Annotated in this window: 16 protein-coding genes; 5 read left to right on the top strand and 11 right to left on the bottom strand. The window is 48.2% G+C overall.

All coding sequences use genetic code 11. From position 1 onward, the window contains the following. Window positions 1-54: 54 nt before the first annotated feature. Genes OIN60_RS10340 through isdC form a run of 3 tightly spaced genes read right to left on the bottom strand, consistent with a single transcriptional unit; the run spans window position 55 to window position 4,983 of the window. Entirely contained in the window at window positions 55-3,648 is a 3,594-nt protein-coding gene (locus OIN60_RS10340; protein ID WP_305754791.1) for an NEAT domain-containing protein, read from the bottom strand. Between the two features lie 48 nt (window positions 3,649-3,696). Continuing rightward, window positions 3,697-4,158, bottom strand: coding sequence for an NEAT domain-containing protein (locus OIN60_RS10345; RefSeq protein ID WP_305754792.1), 462 nt, complete (start codon window positions 4,156-4,158; stop codon window positions 3,697-3,699). A gap of 27 nt (window positions 4,159-4,185) precedes the next feature. Then, entirely contained in the window at window positions 4,186-4,983 is a 798-nt protein-coding gene (gene isdC / locus OIN60_RS10350; RefSeq protein ID WP_370872463.1) for a heme uptake protein IsdC, read from the bottom strand. Window positions 4,984-5,295: 312 nt separating this feature from the next. On the opposite strand from isdC, the gene OIN60_RS10355 reads away from it, so the two are divergent. The 5 genes from OIN60_RS10355 to OIN60_RS10375 all read left to right on the top strand — a co-directional run bounded on the left by OIN60_RS10355 (window position 5,296) and on the right by OIN60_RS10375 (window position 8,674). Next, the gene (locus tag OIN60_RS10355) at window positions 5,296-6,237 is read left to right on the top strand and encodes an ABC transporter substrate-binding protein (protein WP_305754794.1); all 942 of its coding nucleotides are present in this window, start codon (window positions 5,296-5,298) and stop codon (window positions 6,235-6,237) included. A 5-nt stretch (window positions 6,238-6,242) separates the two neighbouring features. Then, window positions 6,243-7,241 carry a FecCD family ABC transporter permease gene (locus tag OIN60_RS10360; RefSeq protein WP_305754795.1) on the top strand — a complete coding sequence of 333 codons (999 nt, stop codon included), beginning with the start codon at window positions 6,243-6,245 and terminating at the stop codon, window positions 7,239-7,241. Further along, entirely contained in the window at window positions 7,238-8,038 is an 801-nt protein-coding gene (locus OIN60_RS10365; RefSeq protein WP_305754796.1) for an ABC transporter ATP-binding protein, read from the top strand. The genes OIN60_RS10360 and OIN60_RS10365 overlap by 4 nt, the downstream gene beginning before the upstream one ends. Further along, on the top strand, window positions 8,039-8,389 hold the full coding sequence (gene isdG / locus OIN60_RS10370; protein WP_305754797.1) for a heme oxygenase: 351 nt from the start codon (window positions 8,039-8,041) through the stop codon (window positions 8,387-8,389). A gap of 147 nt (window positions 8,390-8,536) precedes the next feature. Next, window positions 8,537-8,674: a hypothetical protein gene (locus OIN60_RS10375; RefSeq protein ID WP_305754798.1), complete on the top strand. Its 138-nt coding sequence runs from the start codon at window positions 8,537-8,539 to the stop codon at window positions 8,672-8,674. Window positions 8,675-8,764: 90 nt separating this feature from the next. Here the strand turns inward: OIN60_RS10375 and OIN60_RS10380 are convergent, their stop codons facing one another. The 8 genes from OIN60_RS10380 to OIN60_RS10415 all read right to left on the bottom strand — a co-directional run bounded on the left by OIN60_RS10380 (window position 8,765) and on the right by OIN60_RS10415 (window position 16,265). Further along, window positions 8,765-9,259, bottom strand: coding sequence for an SRPBCC family protein (locus OIN60_RS10380; RefSeq protein WP_305754799.1), 495 nt, complete (start codon window positions 9,257-9,259; stop codon window positions 8,765-8,767). A 41-nt stretch (window positions 9,260-9,300) separates the two neighbouring features. Continuing rightward, window positions 9,301-9,714, bottom strand: a complete 414-nt coding sequence (locus OIN60_RS10385) for a DoxX family protein (protein ID WP_305754800.1) — start codon at window positions 9,712-9,714, stop codon at window positions 9,301-9,303. A 257-nt stretch (window positions 9,715-9,971) separates the two neighbouring features. Further along, a complete protein-coding gene (locus OIN60_RS10390; protein WP_305754801.1) occupies window positions 9,972-11,447 on the bottom strand; it encodes a protein adenylyltransferase SelO in 1,476 nt (491 codons plus the stop codon). Window positions 11,448-11,700: 253 nt separating this feature from the next. Next, a complete protein-coding gene (locus OIN60_RS10395; RefSeq protein ID WP_305754802.1) occupies window positions 11,701-11,904 on the bottom strand; it encodes a hypothetical protein in 204 nt (67 codons plus the stop codon). Between the two features lie 155 nt (window positions 11,905-12,059). Beyond that, window positions 12,060-13,067, bottom strand: a complete 1,008-nt coding sequence (locus OIN60_RS10400) for a phosphotransferase (RefSeq protein WP_305754803.1) — start codon at window positions 13,065-13,067, stop codon at window positions 12,060-12,062. A gap of 15 nt (window positions 13,068-13,082) precedes the next feature. Further along, entirely contained in the window at window positions 13,083-14,126 is a 1,044-nt protein-coding gene (locus tag OIN60_RS10405; RefSeq protein WP_305754804.1) for a TolB-like translocation protein, read from the bottom strand. Next, window positions 14,119-15,567 (bottom strand): sensor histidine kinase, encoded by a 1,449-nt coding sequence (locus tag OIN60_RS10410; protein WP_305754805.1) that lies wholly within the window; start codon window positions 15,565-15,567, stop codon window positions 14,119-14,121. Before OIN60_RS10410 ends, OIN60_RS10405 begins: the two co-directional genes overlap by 8 nt. Further along, entirely contained in the window at window positions 15,564-16,265 is a 702-nt protein-coding gene (locus OIN60_RS10415; protein ID WP_305754806.1) for a response regulator, read from the bottom strand. The genes OIN60_RS10410 and OIN60_RS10415 overlap by 4 nt, the downstream gene beginning before the upstream one ends. Between the last annotated feature and the right edge of the window lie 59 nt (window positions 16,266-16,324).

Below are 16,324 nucleotides of genomic sequence, written 5' to 3' on the forward strand. Positions count from 1 at the left end.
AAACATTTAACATTATCCGGCACAAGCTTCCTGATATCGCAAGAAATACTTCTGCTAAATGCGATCTGGCTTCTTAGAATGTACGTCGATAGACGTTTTGCTTATTGCCCGACGGTGCCGGATCAGCATCCATGCCGAGACGGCAAGCAGCAATGCGTAGACTGCCAAAGGTGCAGCGTCAGCCGTAGCAGGATTTTGTCCTGTGCTCCGCTTTTCAGCAACAACAGGGGAGTTTGTCGCTTTCGTGACTTGCATAGCCTCATCCGCATTTCGGTCGAAGCCTGGTACATCCTCTGCATCGTCAACGGTATTCTCATGTGCACCTGTCTCGGTTGTAACCGCTGCATCAGGAGCATCTCCTTCTGCTGCCTGCAGGCTAGCGCCTGGTGCAGCAGATTCGGAGTTACCGTTACTGTCAGATCCGCTTTGTGCATTGTCCTGAGCTGTCTCATCAACCGCGACGATGCTTGAAGTATCGAACGTAAATTCAACTTCATATTCGCCGTTGGCAGGCAATACTGGTGCATCTGCGGTTTCTGCGGCCTGTACCTCGGTCACCACAGGGGATGATTCTGTTTCCGCCGCTGCAGTGCTAACGCCGTTGTTAGATGCGAGGAACAGAGGAAGCTGGTATCCTGCAGCCGCAGTCACCTCAGGATTTACAATATGAAGCTTGGCTTTGACTGGCTTGGTCAGACTTCCTGCTGCAAAACCGACGACACGGGTGTCGGACACAAGATCAGCGCTTACCGTGTCGGAGCCGACAAATTGACCGTCAAGCTCGACTTCAAATTTGCTGATAGATGAGCTGTGATTCAGCATCAGTTGTGCATAAACTTTATTGTCTTTCACCTTTAATCCCGCACCCTTGCTGAAGAATTGCTCCAACCCTGCCGGTACTTTAAGGTTAAAGTCCACAGTATAGATCCCATCCTTCAGTGCTGGCTCATTTACAGCAGGAGCTTCAATATAAGGCTTCGGTAAACCTTCCTCCAGTTCTCCGACATTGAAAACAAACTGCAGCGTATGTTCTTCTCCGGACACCTTCACTTTGGTATACACCGGCTTGGTCAAGTCCGTGACTTCGAATGTGACCACCCTTGTGTTCTGCTTCTCGTCACGAGAGGCTACGGAGACATCCTTATAGGACTGTCCTCCATCCATCTGCAGTTCGGTTACAGAAGAGCTGTCTCGGATAGTCATGCTCACGGTGTTAACACCGTTTTTGACAGTAAGACCTGCCGGGCTGACGAATTTGTCACTTACGGAGGAGATTTTTTGGCCCCCATCTTCCTTCACTTCGAATGGAACGGAATACTCTCCATCTTCCAGAAGGCTTACCGTCGGCGATCCGCCTACATAAGGATCCGGAGCTCCAGCTTCGATAGAAGAGGGGTAGAACTTGATTATAAAATCATAATCCCCATAATAATTCAATGCCGGGATCTCCACCTTGACCTTGCCTTCTACAGGTTGACTCAGATCAGACACCTCAAAGCTGATTTCGCGGGTGTTCTGTCCCGAATCTTCACTGATTGTTGACACATCATCATATGAACCATCCTGTTTGACCTGCAGACTGGTAATGTAGGAGCTGTCCTTCACAGTCATGTTGATCCGGTTGATGCCATTTTCCTTGATCAATGTGGCCGGACTGACCAGATAATCAGCCATTCGCGACTTTTGTACACCATCCGGGTAAAATGCTCCGAAACGGATGCTGTAAATTCCGTCCTCGGTTTCAACCGGAGCACCGCCGCCCCCACCACCACCGGGAACCGGTGAAGGTGTCTCGGGATTCGAAGGTGTTCCAGGATTGGCTGGGATTTCAGGATTCGTCGGGGTTTCAGGCTCAGGATTGGTTGTACCCGGATCTGTTCCAGGCACTCCTGCTTCACCGAATGATAGATCCACATTGTATTCCTCATCATAAATGAACGGATAACCCACTGTGTCCGTCAAATCCCAATAAATTTTCACCCAGCCGTTCAGTTTGGAAGTCAGATCGGCGACCTCAAAGCGTATCGTCCGCGTATTGGCTTCGGTATCCGCGCTTACCGTCTCGGCTTCGATCAGCTCGCCGCCTTTTTCCGTCATAAAACTGGTAATTTCCGCACTTTGCAGCAGCGTGAACGAAACATACTGCTTACCGCCGCTCACGATCACCTTGCCGCTGGTGGCATCCACATACTTATACATCACCGAAGTTTCTTCCGTACCGTCCTTCAGAATGTTAAAGCTGACAGGATACTCGCCGTCTGGAATTGTGGGATTCGTCGGAGTCGGGTTCTCGGGATCGACTGGTCCGCCGCCAGGATTTTCAGCAGCAGTCAGCTGAATATCGACCGGATGTTCAGCATCGTATACCTGACCATTGCCCATCACCATGTGAACCTGAACCAACGCATTAATCCGTTCCGTCAAGCCGGCAACTTCGAATCTCAGAGTACGGGTGTTCTTGGCAGCATCTTCACCAATCACTTCAGCATCGGTCAGCACACCATTCAGCTCGGTTTTGAAGCCGTTGATTGAAGTGCTGTCCGTCAGCGTGAACGTAACGAATTTTCTGTCTCCATAGACGGAAACCTTACCGCTTGCGGGCACGACGTATCTGTTCATCGAAGACGTTTGATCAGTTCCGTCTTTTAAAAACGCAAGGTCAACGGTGTATTCCTTATCCGGAGTTCCTACAGGGGTTTCTGGAACGCTCGGATATTCAACCGGTACACCGGAGATATCAAAAGCCAGATCAATGTCGTACTCTTCATCATAGATAATACCCAGCATATCTGTTAAATCCCAGTAGATTTTCACCCAGCCGTTTAGTTTGGAAGACAGGTCAGTAACCTCAAAACGCACGATACGGGAGTTGGCAGCAGTATCCTCACTAACCGTTTCCGTTTCCTTCAACTGCCCGTCCACTTCCGTTTTAAAGCTGGTGATTTCCGCGTTTTGCTTCAGTTTGAATGAAACAAACTGCTTGCCTCCACTCACGGTCAGCTTACCGCTTTCGTGGTCTACATACGTGTACATCATTGAGGCTTCATCTGTACCGTCTTTTAGTATCGTGAAACCAATAGGATATTCTCCATCAGGAATCACTCCAACGAGCGCCTGCTCCTCCGGCTGCAACTGTACCTTATAACCAGAGGTTTGGCTGAAGTCATATGTACCTCCTGCCCCGTTGGAAATGGATGCAGAGATTACAGATATCTCAGCAGAAGTTTCCTCCTCAAGCGGCTTCACTTTAAAGGTTAGCAGAGCAAACTCGTTATTCGCATTGGCAGCGTCCTGCTCTGAATCCGCAGATACGAATAGACGCAGCCGATCCTTGGCAGTCTGGTCATAAGACCACGTATAATCATCCAATGCCGTTTCTACCGCAACCAGTTCAAATCTCTCGTCATCGAACGAGATCGTTGATTCCAGCTCGTACACATTCTGATATACGCTGTCGGTAACACCGCTGAATTGCAGTGCCACTTGCAATGAGTCCCCAGCTTTTGCTGTCGAACTGCCCGTTAATTCTGCCTGCGGTGTATCCGCTGCAGCAAATGCTGAACCTGCGAGCGACGGAAACACCGATGTACCCAGTAATAGGCATAGGACGGTAAAAACCGATGCCACTTTTTTTAATAACCTGTTCAATTGATTCAGCTCTCCTCAATTCCCAATTTTGCTGTATACACTGTTGAATTAAGGAGTAACCGGTGTGATGCTGGCTGTATCAAACTTCAACTGCACATCGTATTTACCGTTATAGCTCAGAGCAGGAATGAATACTTCTGTATAAGCGTTAAGCTTGGCATCCAAATCAGGAACCGGGAAACCAATCACTCTGGTGTTGGCAGCTGTGTTCGTGCTGATCACATCAGCGTCTACATATTGACCGTTTCGTTCGGTTTGAAACTTGGTGATCCATGTGCTGCTTTTCAGCGTGAGGGTCACATAAGCTTGCCCACCTGTAACTGTCAGATTAGCCGGTTTTACTGTGTAATTGTCCATCATGGAAGTGCTTTCCGTACCATCCTTCAGCACTTTGTAATTAACGGTATATTTCCCGTCGGCAGGAGCTGCTCCAACCACGCCATAAGGCAAGAGTAAAGCAAACACTACGAACGCCATCAAAGACCATTTGAGCAACAGGTTTTTTTTCATAACGAATCATTCTCCTTTGTTTATCAATTATTTAGCTTTGGATAAAAACACACGCCGGACCAAAAATAACAGCGATACGACAAAAATAGTCATCCATACAGCAATCGGAGCAGTGTCCGCCGTGTGCGGATTACTCACAACTTCATTCGGACTCGAGTTTCTCAACACGTTGTCAGAAGAATTGTCTTCTTTGACATTCTCCTGATTCTGCTCCGCTTGATCGTTACTCACTTCAACGACTGTACTATTTTCAGCCTGCACAGAGGATGCTTCAGACGCCTCCGTCGGGGACACTGCTGGCTGATCGTTCTTCACCGGGGTCATACTGCTGCTGTCAAATGCAAACCGTATCGTATAATCATGGTCATAATCCACGGACGGGACGGTTACATGTATTTTGGACATCAGCGGGGAGTCCAAGCTTTGAACAGGAAACCTGGCTACTCGTGTATCTGCAGCGCTGTCACTGCTGACCGTAGCTGCGTCCACATACCCGCCGCCAGCCGGAACCTTGAACTCGGTAATCCAGCCGCTATGGTTCAACTGGATCTCGGCCTCGATCTTTCCGTTATTCACATGGATCACAGCCGGTTTTTCAAAATAATCGTTAGCCATGGAAACCGAATCGTCTTCGGCTTTTAAGATGTTATAATCCATGGTGTATTCTCCATCCTGCAATGCAGTGGCTTCTGCCTGAACTTGTGGTGAAATGCATAAGCTCAGACTTAAGACCGCAGCGAAGAAAAGGATTGAGATTCCTTTCCATCTCCTCATGGAAGTCCTTTTCCTCCTCTCATTCTCTTTCATTTGATGCTCCAACATCATGCAAGTGCATTTTCTCACTGATTATCATTCTCAATTGATAGTTAAAAAAAATGACCTCTTGCTTGATGTATGTTTTCCTCGAATGTTTCTTCCTTCACTCCATGGCATTCCTCCTCCGTGTAAAATAAGGAATAAGATTCGGTTGCGATTTGATCTTATCCCACTCCGAGCGAAGGTGTCAATCAAAAAAATAAAAATTTTAGTTAACTTAACATTGCAATTGACAGTGATAATGATTTTCATTATCATTTTCCTATGCAGTGCCTTTTTCCTTTTACTTCCTCGTCATTCTTTTAGGAACAGGAGTATTCTATGAATAAACAAGCAATATTGGCAAGCAGTTTCGTTCTGCTCCTCATGGCCGGATGCGGCGCAGCCAGTGACTCTGGCGCTCGCACATCAACCCATGCGCAAGCCGCCACAATTACGGTCACGGATTTTGCAGGAAGGGAGGTTACCGTGCCCTATCCCCCGGCCCGAATTATCGCGTTAAGCAACGGGGATATGGATATTGTGAATGCGCTGGGTGGCAATCTGGTTGGAAGGCCGACATCCGAAGCAGAAACAGAATTATCACATATTGAAGAGGTCGGAACAACGCATGAGCTGGATCTTGAGAAAATCACATTTCTCAGGCCGGATATCGTGCTGGGCAATGCCGTGCTGAACGCCAAGGATGCCTCGATGATTGAAAGCATCGGATCTCAAATGGTTCTGACCGAAGCCAACTCCGTGAGTGATATTCAAGCTCAGACGAGACTGCTGGGTAAAATACTTGATCAAAGCGCCAAAGCTGAAGAGCTTGTACAGACCATTGACGCTAAGATCCTGGAAATGCAAAATTCAAAGCTTGCTTCACAGCCAAGAGTCCTGATGATCTATGGAGCACCCGGCACGTATCTGGCGGCACTGCCCAACTCACTGAGCGGCGATTTGCTTGAATTGGCCGGTGGAGTAAATATCGCATCCGATTATCCTGAGCTGGACAGCTATCCCCACTATGCGCAATTAAACACAGAACGGATTGTTGAAGCCGACCCGCAACTGATTTTAATCATGACGCATGGTCAACCGGAGGCAGTGAAGGATGGATTCTTCAAGGAGATGCAGGTGAATGCGGCTTGGAACGGGATTACTGCCGTCAAGAACGGTCAGGTTCATGTGCTTCCCTCCGATCTCTTTGGTACCAACCCTGGTACCAAGGTCACCAAGGCACTGGATGAGCTTCACGCTCTGCTTAAGGATGTGAACTGAGTACGATGAATATTCAGCAAAGAACGAACAGACGAAATTTAATGCTGCTCATTTCCCCAATTATTCTTATTGCAGCAAGCGTCTACGGTTTAACCTATGGCTCAATCCCGGTTTCAATTCAAGATATTGGGTCGGCCATGCTTGAGCGGCACAACTCTACCTACGGCACAATTATTATGGACCTGAGGCTGCCTCGCATACTTACGGGCATGCTGGTGGGAGCCTGTCTGGCCGCTTCGGGCGCCCTGCTGCAAGGGGTGATGAAAAATCCGCTCGCTGACCCGGGCATTATCGGTGTGTCCTCCGGCGGAGGGTTGGCGGCAGTCATCTGTATGGTGGCTCTTCCGCAATACAGCTATTTGCTGCCGGCGGCGGCATTTGCTGGTGCTTTCGCCACTTCGCTTATTATCTACGGGATGGCCTGGGACAAAGGAGCCTCGCCCGTCAAAATTATTCTGGCGGGGGTGGCCGTCAATGCCCTGCTCGGCGCAGTTATGAATGGAGTTATGGTCGTTTACAGCGACCGTGTGCAGGCCGTGCTTTCATGGTTATCCGGCGGGTTGAACGGACGAAGCTGGCATCATCTGTCCTTTATGGCACCCTATGCACTGATTGGTCTGATCTTGACGATACCCTCAATACGTTCGGCCAATCTGATGCAGTTGGGAGACGAATCCGCAAAACTGCTTGGCCAAAGAATTGAACTGCAGCGGCTGCTGCTCATGCTCCTTGCATCCTTCCTTGCCGGTACAGCGGTTAGTGTAGCCGGATTGATCGGATTTGTCGGCCTTGTCGTTCCACACGCCGTACGGCTTGTCATTGGAGACGACTATCGTTTCCTGCTTCCCTTATCCATCATGGGTGGCGCATCTTTGGTGGTCCTGGCGGATACGATCGCCAGATCATGGTTCGATCCCATTGAGCTTCCTGTCGGAATTCTGCTGGCTGCTCTTGGAGCCCCCTTCTTTTTGATCCTTCTCAGAAGACGGGGGGGAATCAGATGAATGCAAAAGCGCTTGAGCTTAAAGATATTTCGCTTAACAGGGGTTATTTTCGACTGCAGGGCATCAATGCTGAATTTCCGCCGGGGCGTATAACGGCTGTTGTTGGTCCCAATGGTTCCGGTAAATCTACTCTGCTGCGAACGATGACCCGCCTGATTGGGGTCGACTCTGGAGAAGTTCTCATCCATGAAAAGCCTGCTTCCGCCTTTTCACCCAGACAATTGGCTCAACACATTTCCATGCTGCCGCAGGCGAAGGATTCCATGCCCGATCTGACGGTCAGGGAGCTGGTCTCTTATGGACGCGCTCCTTACAAGAAGCTGTTCCATCAACGTCATACGAAAGAGGACAAGCGGGCAATTGATTTTGCGATTGAAGCAACATGTATGAGTAAACACGTGGAAAGACTGTATTACACTCTGTCGGGAGGTGAACAACAACGGGCTCGGATAGCTATGGCGCTGGCTCAAGGAACGGATATTTTACTGCTCGATGAGCCCACGACCTATTTGGATATCGCCCACCAATTGGAAATTTTGAATATGCTGAAGCGGATCAATGAGCACATGGGGATCACCATTGTAATGGTGCTTCATGATCTGCAGCAAGCCGCAGCTTACGGCCATCATATGATCGCCATGAAGCGCGGTATCATTGCCGCAGCAGGCCACCCGTCAGCACTGCTGACGCCGGCGTTCTTGAAAGAAATCTATGACATTGATGCCAAAGTCATGTTTATTGACGGATACCCGCTGATTATACCGATGGCGGGAATACAAATTCAGGAGGAATTATAGATGATCATTGTAACCAACACATCGCAAATTACGAAAGGTAATGCTCACAAACTGATCGAACGATTCAATAAAACGGGAAAAGTTGAAATGATGGAAGGGTTTTTGGGGCTGGAAGTGCTTTTGACCGAAAACACTAAAGACCACGATGAGGTTACAATCAGCACACGCTGGGTTTCCAAAGAAAATTTCCAGGCTTGGACACGCAGTGAAGCTTTCCGTGAATCTCATTCCCATCGGGAGATGCCAGATTACATACTGGACAATAAAATTACTTTTTATGACGTCAAAATCATCAGACAGCCGCTGACAGACATCGAGTCTCCTCAGCTAACTGACCTCCAGGCACAATAATAGGCTCGGGCCTTTGATTTGCTGCGACTGCTTCTCTGTAATCTACAGAGGAGCGGTCGTTTTTGTATACGCTAAAATGAATCGGATGTTGGAATAACATGCATACTGTTTAATGTAACATCAATACTTTTTATGGAGGTAACCATTTTGGATAAAAAGAAATCCTTAAAGCAAAAAATGCAATCCACGGCCGACAAAAGCAGCAATGTCGAGGGCGGCAAAGAACATCCGACTACGAACACCAATATGGGTAAATTCCATATTCCTAACCGTCCCTCCGTCTGAACGAATTCATACGCAAAGGGGATGAGCAGGTTGTATTCCTGTTCATCCCCTTATTCTCAACACTGCTTCTTCCACTTCACCTGATCGAATTTACTCCTTCGCTGCCATATACTGCTCCAATTGGTCGAAGGTTGCGCCGAAGCCTTGCTGCATGCCGTCATGCATAGATTTGAAAGTTTCAAGCTCTTCCTCTGTTGCAGATAAAGGCATCGTGCGCAGGGTAAGCATCGTATTTCCATTTTGCTCTTCAAATGTGAATGTGTTCAAAATCTCCAACGGCAAGGTCTGGATGAATGGTGCCCGGGTTATATTGCCCTCTTCATCGCAGAAGGAACTGACATACACCAGCTTCTCAGGTGTAGAAATTTCACGGTAAATAAACTTGCTCCACATCACATTCTCATCAGCTCGCATCCTGAAATGAAAGCATCCTCCTGGACGAGCATCCAACTGGATCACTTCCAGCGTCCAGCCCGTCGGACCCCACCAATGCTTCAGATGTTCACTGTGGGTAAACATTTCAAATACAAGCTCCCTTGGTGCATTGAAAGTGCGTGTAATGACGAGTTCAACAGTTTCAGACATATTCGTTCCTCCTGGAATATTAACTTTGGTATTCACTTTGCCTAAAGTGTACTGCTTACTTGCTTCGACGGGTTCGTTGCATTCAGCGTGCGTATTTTCAACCTTTTATGGTAATAAACATAAGAGCCTGCGATCAACAGATAACCGATCAGGAAAACGATCATCCCGCCCGAAAATCCGTCTACAGCGATATTCGAATACATCGCGCCCGTCAAATCGAAGAACAATCCGGCATACGCCCACTCCTTGATTCGCGGAAAGCCTGGGACCAGAATCGCCACAACACCCAATAATTTCGCAGCCCCGATAAAAGGCAGCAGATAGGCGGGATAGCCCAAGTGCTCAAATATGGCAAGCCCCTCGGGGGAGGACATCATATTAGGAATCGCCCCCAGACCCATCAATGCCGCCAACAGTACAGTGAATATCCAGTAAGGAATTGCAAGTTTCTTCATCGAATATCAGCCTCCTGTAATTATTGTCAATCGTTCTGCAAGACGGTCAAACGACGATTTGACTCCTTCGATCTCCTCAATAGTTAAAATCAATTTCATGAATAAAATATACCCTTTAAGGAATATTCCTGTCAAGGAATATTATGAATTTGTTTTCCGAATTTCCCCCGCTTTCATATCCTCAATAAAGGACGCACCCAGATTTTCACCTAGAATGCGTCCTTTAACCTATTTTGATCCATGTGCATACGAAAAAATCAGGTTCCACAGAAGGTCCGATAAGCACGCCCCGATAACACCGGCGGCTGGCAGTACTCCGCTTTTTCTGAAGCATGCTCGAAGGGACTCGCAAGAGCTTCCAGCAGCCGCTTCATTACACTCAGATCTCCTTGCTGCACAGCAGCCTCAAGCGCTTCTTCTACCCGGTGGTTACGGGGAATCAGAACGGGGTTGCTGCTCCGCATCAGCTCCTGCGAGGAAGCATATGACCCCTGCTGTCTGCTGCGTCTTACCTGCCACCGCTCCTGCCAGCGGGTAAATTCCGTGGCCCCGAACAGAGCATTGTCCTCCAGCTTCTCAGAGGTTAGCGCCAGAAAGGTATTGGTATAATCAGCTTGGTACTGTTCCATGAGCCGAAGCAGGTCGTCAACAAGTGATTGGTCCTGCTGCTCTTCATTGAAGAGTCCCAGCTTCGCTCTCATTCCCGATAGCCAATGCTGCTCAAACAGCTCGTGGAAATTGGCGATCTCGTCCTCGGCCAACCGGATTGCCTGCTTCTGCTCATCATGCAGGAGCGGCAGCAGGGATTCAGCAAATCTCGCCAAATTCCAGGCTCCAATATGAGGCTGATTCCCATAGGCATAGCGCCCTTGGATATCGATCGAGCTAAATACCGTTGCGGGATTGTATACGTCCATAAAGGCACATGGCCCATAATCGATGGTTTCTCCGCTAAGCGCCATGTTATCGGTGTTCATGACCCCATGTATAAAACCGACAAGCTGCCATTTGGCGATCAGTGCAGCCTGCTGGCGAACGACTTCTCTTAACAGAGACAAATAGCGATTGTCATCATCAACAGCCTCGGGATAATGTCTCTGCAGCGTATAATCAGCCAACGTCCGCAGATCCTCTCTCGTCCCCCAATGGGCTGCATATTGAAAAGTACCGACACGCAAATGGCTGGCAGCGACACGAGTTAAGACAGCACCCGGCAGCTCTGTTTCACGGAATATCGTGTCCCCGCTCGTAACTACCGCAAGGCTGCGGGTGGTAGGTATTCCAAGTGCGTGCATCGCTTCGCTGATGATGTATTCACGCAGCATTGGGCCGAGCGCCGCTCTGCCGTCTCCTCCGCGGGAGTATGGTGTTCTGCCCGAACCTTTAAGCTGAATATCGAACCTTTCGCCATCAGGGGTCATTTGTTCGCCAAGAAGGAGTGCCCGCCCATCACCCAGCATCGTAAAATGACCAAATTGATGCCCTGCATAAGCCTGGGCAATAGCCAATCCTCCCTCGGGCATATGGTTTCCGGCAAACATGGCGGTACTCTCCTCATTTTGCAACGCTTGCACGTTCAATCCGAGGGATTCTGCTAATGAAGTATTAAATATAACAAGCTTTGGCGAGCTAACCAGGTTTAGATGGAGTTTGCTGTAAAATAAATCTGGCAGTTTGGTATAACTGTTATCCCAATTCCATCCTGCTTTCCGGATTGCTTTGTTTTCCGTCATAAGAGCACCTTTTCATTAAATTATTTTCGTAGCCTTTTCCCTATAAGAGTATTATACCCGGGATAAACGAACAGAAGCCACATCCTCTGCCATGAGATGTGGCTCTGACTCTCCGATAACCAGTTCTTTGTTCATGCTGAATACTTCCTTCCCGAGACCAATTTTTTATGGGGCTGCATCCTCCCACTCTTAATTAATCTTCACGTTGTTTTGCGTAATTCCTTCCTTATCCAAACTGCTGCTTTCTCCAAAACTAAATCTTGAGCAGCTTAAATGTCCGCTTAATGGCCTCCGTCGTAACCCAGCTGCTTGTTCCGGCCAGTAAAGCATTATGAAGAAGCACCATCCACAGGTTATAGACCAGCGTTCCTAAACCGATCTCAAGGAGAATAAACATTTTAATCGAAGACATCTCTACAACATACACTTGAAAAGGAATCTCAGATATCCGCTTCATACTCCACCCCGCAAACAATTGATGTTCAGAAATTTATATGCTGGGTACGGCATGTCTAAGAAGAGCCCGCAGCAGTTGAAGGCTGCTTATGGCTTCTCCCAGCAGCAGGAAGGCTGCACAAGGAAGCTATCGGATCTCTCCTACTTTTTAACGAGCTATTGGGATGAAGCTAAACAAGACAGCTCTTGTTCGAGCCATGTGACGCCAAGGTCCAGCCGCTTCAGATCCGAAGCCAGCAGACGCACCTGCTGATGCAATACTTCCGGGCCATCCGTTCCGTTCAGATAGCGACTCATAAAGTGCAGAAATACATCGATCTTCCGCAATCGTATGAGGACAGGAATCACATGAATTTCCTCAGGGTAAAGTCGAATTTGGCCCGCATATCCGGCACAAAACTGCCTTACAGCCTCCCTTTCTTGCTCATGACCAAGCAGACCCGAAAGGATAACGGCAGCTTCCATAACCCGTACGTCCCATGTACAAAACTCAAAATCCAGTAAAGCGGTTACTTTATGCGGGTCATTTCGGTCCAGCAGCAGGTTGGACGCGTTAAGATCCCCATGCACAAGCTGGTGCGGCAGCTTGCGCAGCCGATCAAGCGAATGCAGGATGGTGCCGTATTCTGTACACAATGCCAGTAGTTCCTCACGCAAATCCATAAAAGCGGCCGCCGGATATGCACAAAAACGGCTCACCGTTTCAACATCACATAACGGATAGGACTGCCCAAGCTCATAATACGACGGATAGACCGGGGGCATTTCCAACTGCATAGAGGCAAGCGCAGCAGACAGCTCCGCTGCAGCTTCTCCGAAGGAACGGGCAAAAGTTAAAGTATCATTCGGGGCATGCGTTCCTTCAATATATTCGAACAAGCAGGCAAGCTTTCCACTGCCATCCTCCAATTGAACAATCGTATCACCAGCAAGCGTTTGGACCGGCACTGGCACCTTAAAACGCAGCGGCTGCCGCTGCAGTTGCTCCAATACAAAATGCTCAAACCGGATTTTTTCCTGTTCCTTGTGCGTCTCGTAAATCCTCAGTACACCTTTACCTCGATCCCCGCACACAAAATACGTTGTATTATTCCAGCCCCCTGCTCTCTTCTCCATCTGTCCAGCATAAAAAGGCCAGTAACGCTTTATCAGGTTGTCATTCATCCTTGCTCTCCTTAACTACTCGTTTTTCAAGGTAAACCTGTACAACTGGTAGCTCCCGGTTGGCTGCCGATTGATACACAGCAGCCGGTCATCTATCCATTCGAGAGCCTGAACATTGGGAAGATTGCTGTATAACAGGGAATGTGCCTGCATCTCCTTCACATTTCTCTGGTCCATATACATCCCGTACAGCTCGGTTACTCCTCTTTCATTAATTGCAGTATAGGCCAGCTTTTGTCCATCAGCCGAGACGGCAAAATTAAGGATGCTGCCCTCAATCAATTGCTGCGAATTCCCGCTGTTCACATCCAACAAAAAAAGACCTTCAGGCTTCTTATATACAATGTTGTGGTTTGGAAGAACCCGAAAAGTATCTATTTGGGCTTCCATAACCAAAAGCTTCAGTGTATCTGTGTCTATCTGATATTGAAAAATTGCGGCAATTCGATCATTGTATTGCGCGGACAAATACAAGCTGTTGCTATCCCGATCAAAGGATGCATCCATGACTCTTTCTTGCTGGAAATCTATAGCATCCGATGGCGCACCAGCTTCAAATAAAAGCCATAACCGCTCTTTGACTAACAATCTCGGAGGCAGAATCTCATAATCGCTCTGATCCTCGCTGTTTTGCAAAAAAGCATAGTCCAGATTCACTCCGATGAAGTAACCCTCATGATAAAAAACACTCATCGGAGCCCCCTTGAACTGCCAACGGTTCGTCTGTTTATTCACCAGGTTATAGGACTTGGCGGTTATCCAATCGGATATCTGCCTCCACTTGGGCAAGGAAATAATCTCATTTGGACTGGCAAAATAGAATGCGGAGTTGCCTTCCTCCCGTATCGGAATATTTTCTGTTGTTACATGACCGATCCTTGGTCCCCACGCGGAAATCGCGTATGAGCTGGCGAAATCCTCTTCTCCCAGGAAGAAGGTCTGATTTTTTCCAAGAGTAAAAAGATGACCTGCTGCAAAAAAGCCGAGTATAAAAAAGCCAAGCCATCCGGTCAGCAGCAGCACATCCTTGACCCGGGCAAGTGAAATCCTTTTAAACATTCACCTCACCTTCAAAACGCACAGTGACTGTAGTGCCTTCCTTGACTTTACTATTCACCTGAATGCTCCCCCCGTGCTTCTCAATGATGCCTTTGACAATAGCCAAGCCAAGTCCGGCACTGCCATGCTCCCGTCCCTTCCTGCCCGGCACACGGTAAAACGGTTCGAATAAATGCTCCAACTGTGCTTCCGGTATACCTTCTCCCTGATCCGTCACCTGCAGCATAGGTACTTCGCCTTGCTTGAGCACCTCTACCCGAACTGTGGAATTCACATCTCCGTAATTAATAGAGTTATCCAGCAGATTAATCATGACTTCCTTTAACCGGTTGCGGTCCCCCATCACATACAATTTCTCCGGCACGATACTTTGAATGCGGATCCGGTATTTGGCAGCTTTAATCTGCAGCTCCTCGCTTGTCTCAAGGGCCAGCTCACCCAGATTCACCGGTTCCATTCTATACTCTGTCTGAGCGGACGATGCCTGGGCCAGCGTCAGCATTTCGATGACGGTCTGATTCAGCCGCTTTCCTTCTCTAATAATGGAATCCAGTCCTCGTTCAAAAAATTCACGTTCCGTAAAAGCATTCTCCTTGATAATCTGGGCATACCCTATGATCGTTGTTAATGGAGTCTTCATCTCATGGGTAGCATTATCGAAAAATATTTTGTTTTGCGCCTGCGCTTTTTTCAAAGCATCTCTTTCCTGTTCAATAATATGGATTTGCTCCCTGATCTTCTGCACCATCTTCTTGAACATGCCCGCCAATTCGCCGATTTCATCACGGGAGGACACCTTGATATCGATGTTGTAATCTCCCGCATATACCTGCTGTGAGCTCTTGGACAACTGACGCACAGGTTTGGTGATCTGTCTCGAAATCAATATTGAAGCGATAAACACGATCAGAAAAATGATGACTGCGAACATATTAATCGTCTGCTTGAAGCTCAGGCTGGCGGCATAAAGCTGCGAATAGTCCTTTTGATATTGCACGATTCCATACGTCTGTCCTCCGCTTTCCAATGGATAAGCCAGTGTAGCCATCGCCCGCTCCCCCGCGAAATGAACGTTATACGCAATCTCTCCACGCTGCGCCGCTGCCAGCTCCTCTCCGCCGGTGCCGGCTGCGTTTCCGCTTAGCTGATTTCCATCCCGGTCGTATAAATCCACTTCACTGCCAATATCCGCACTCAGCTGTCTGGACAATCCCTCAGCTTCATCCGCCAGCGAGAGCTCGCCAAGCTCACGGTTGCTTAACAGAAAATATTGGTTCATATAAATATCCAGACTTTTTTTGGCGGCGATCATGTCCGTTCTGACCGTCTGCAGCATATTATCCTCTGTGATCTGATAGGACATGATTAACAACGAAATCAGCCCTGCAAAAATAATAACGGAGAAAAGGATGACAATTTTGTGCTGAATCCCAAATCTCATTGCTGTACCAGTTTATAACCGACCCCAAACACGGTTTCGATCAAAGAGGGACGGTCAGGCTCGTCCAATTTTTTGCGGATGCGTTGCACATGGATATCAACGGTCCTTGTATCGATGGCCACCTCGAAGCCCCACACCTTGTCCAGCAGCTCGGATCTGGAGAATACACGTCCTTTATGCTCGGCGAAGCATTGCAGAAGCTCGTATTCCTTTTGGGTAAACACGATCGGTACGCCGTTTTTCCGGACTTCCCGTTTCTCCTTTTCAAGCGTAATATCAGCTCCCAGGCTGAGAATTTGATCTGATGCCTGGTCAGTTGATTCAGCCGTCAACTCAATTCTGCGGAATACCGCCTTGATACGCACAATAACCTCCCGGATATCAAAAGGCTTGGTGATGTAGTCATCTGCCCCAGATTCGATGCCCAAAATCCGGTCGAACGTATCTGCTCTGGCGGTAAGCATAATAATGGGGGTATTAGATATATCAAGCACCTGTCTGCATACGTCGAATCCTGTCATATCCGGCAGCATTAAATCCAGCAGCAGCAAATCCGGCTTCCACTGCGTAAAAAGTTCAAGCCCTTGCCTCCCGCTCTCCGCTGTTTTCACAGCATATCCTTCCTTTCGCAGAGAAAAGGAGAGCATATCGGAAATGGAAGGCTCATCTTCGATGATGAGGATTTTTTGGTTGTCCATATTTATAATTCTCCCGGTTCTAGATTTCATCCTGGTAGTATAATGTCTGCATGTTTCGA

It is taken from the genome of Paenibacillus zeirhizosphaerae (assembly GCF_030705605.1).
In the GTDB taxonomy this organism is placed as follows: Bacteria; Bacillota; Bacilli; order Paenibacillales; family Paenibacillaceae; genus Paenibacillus; species Paenibacillus zeirhizosphaerae.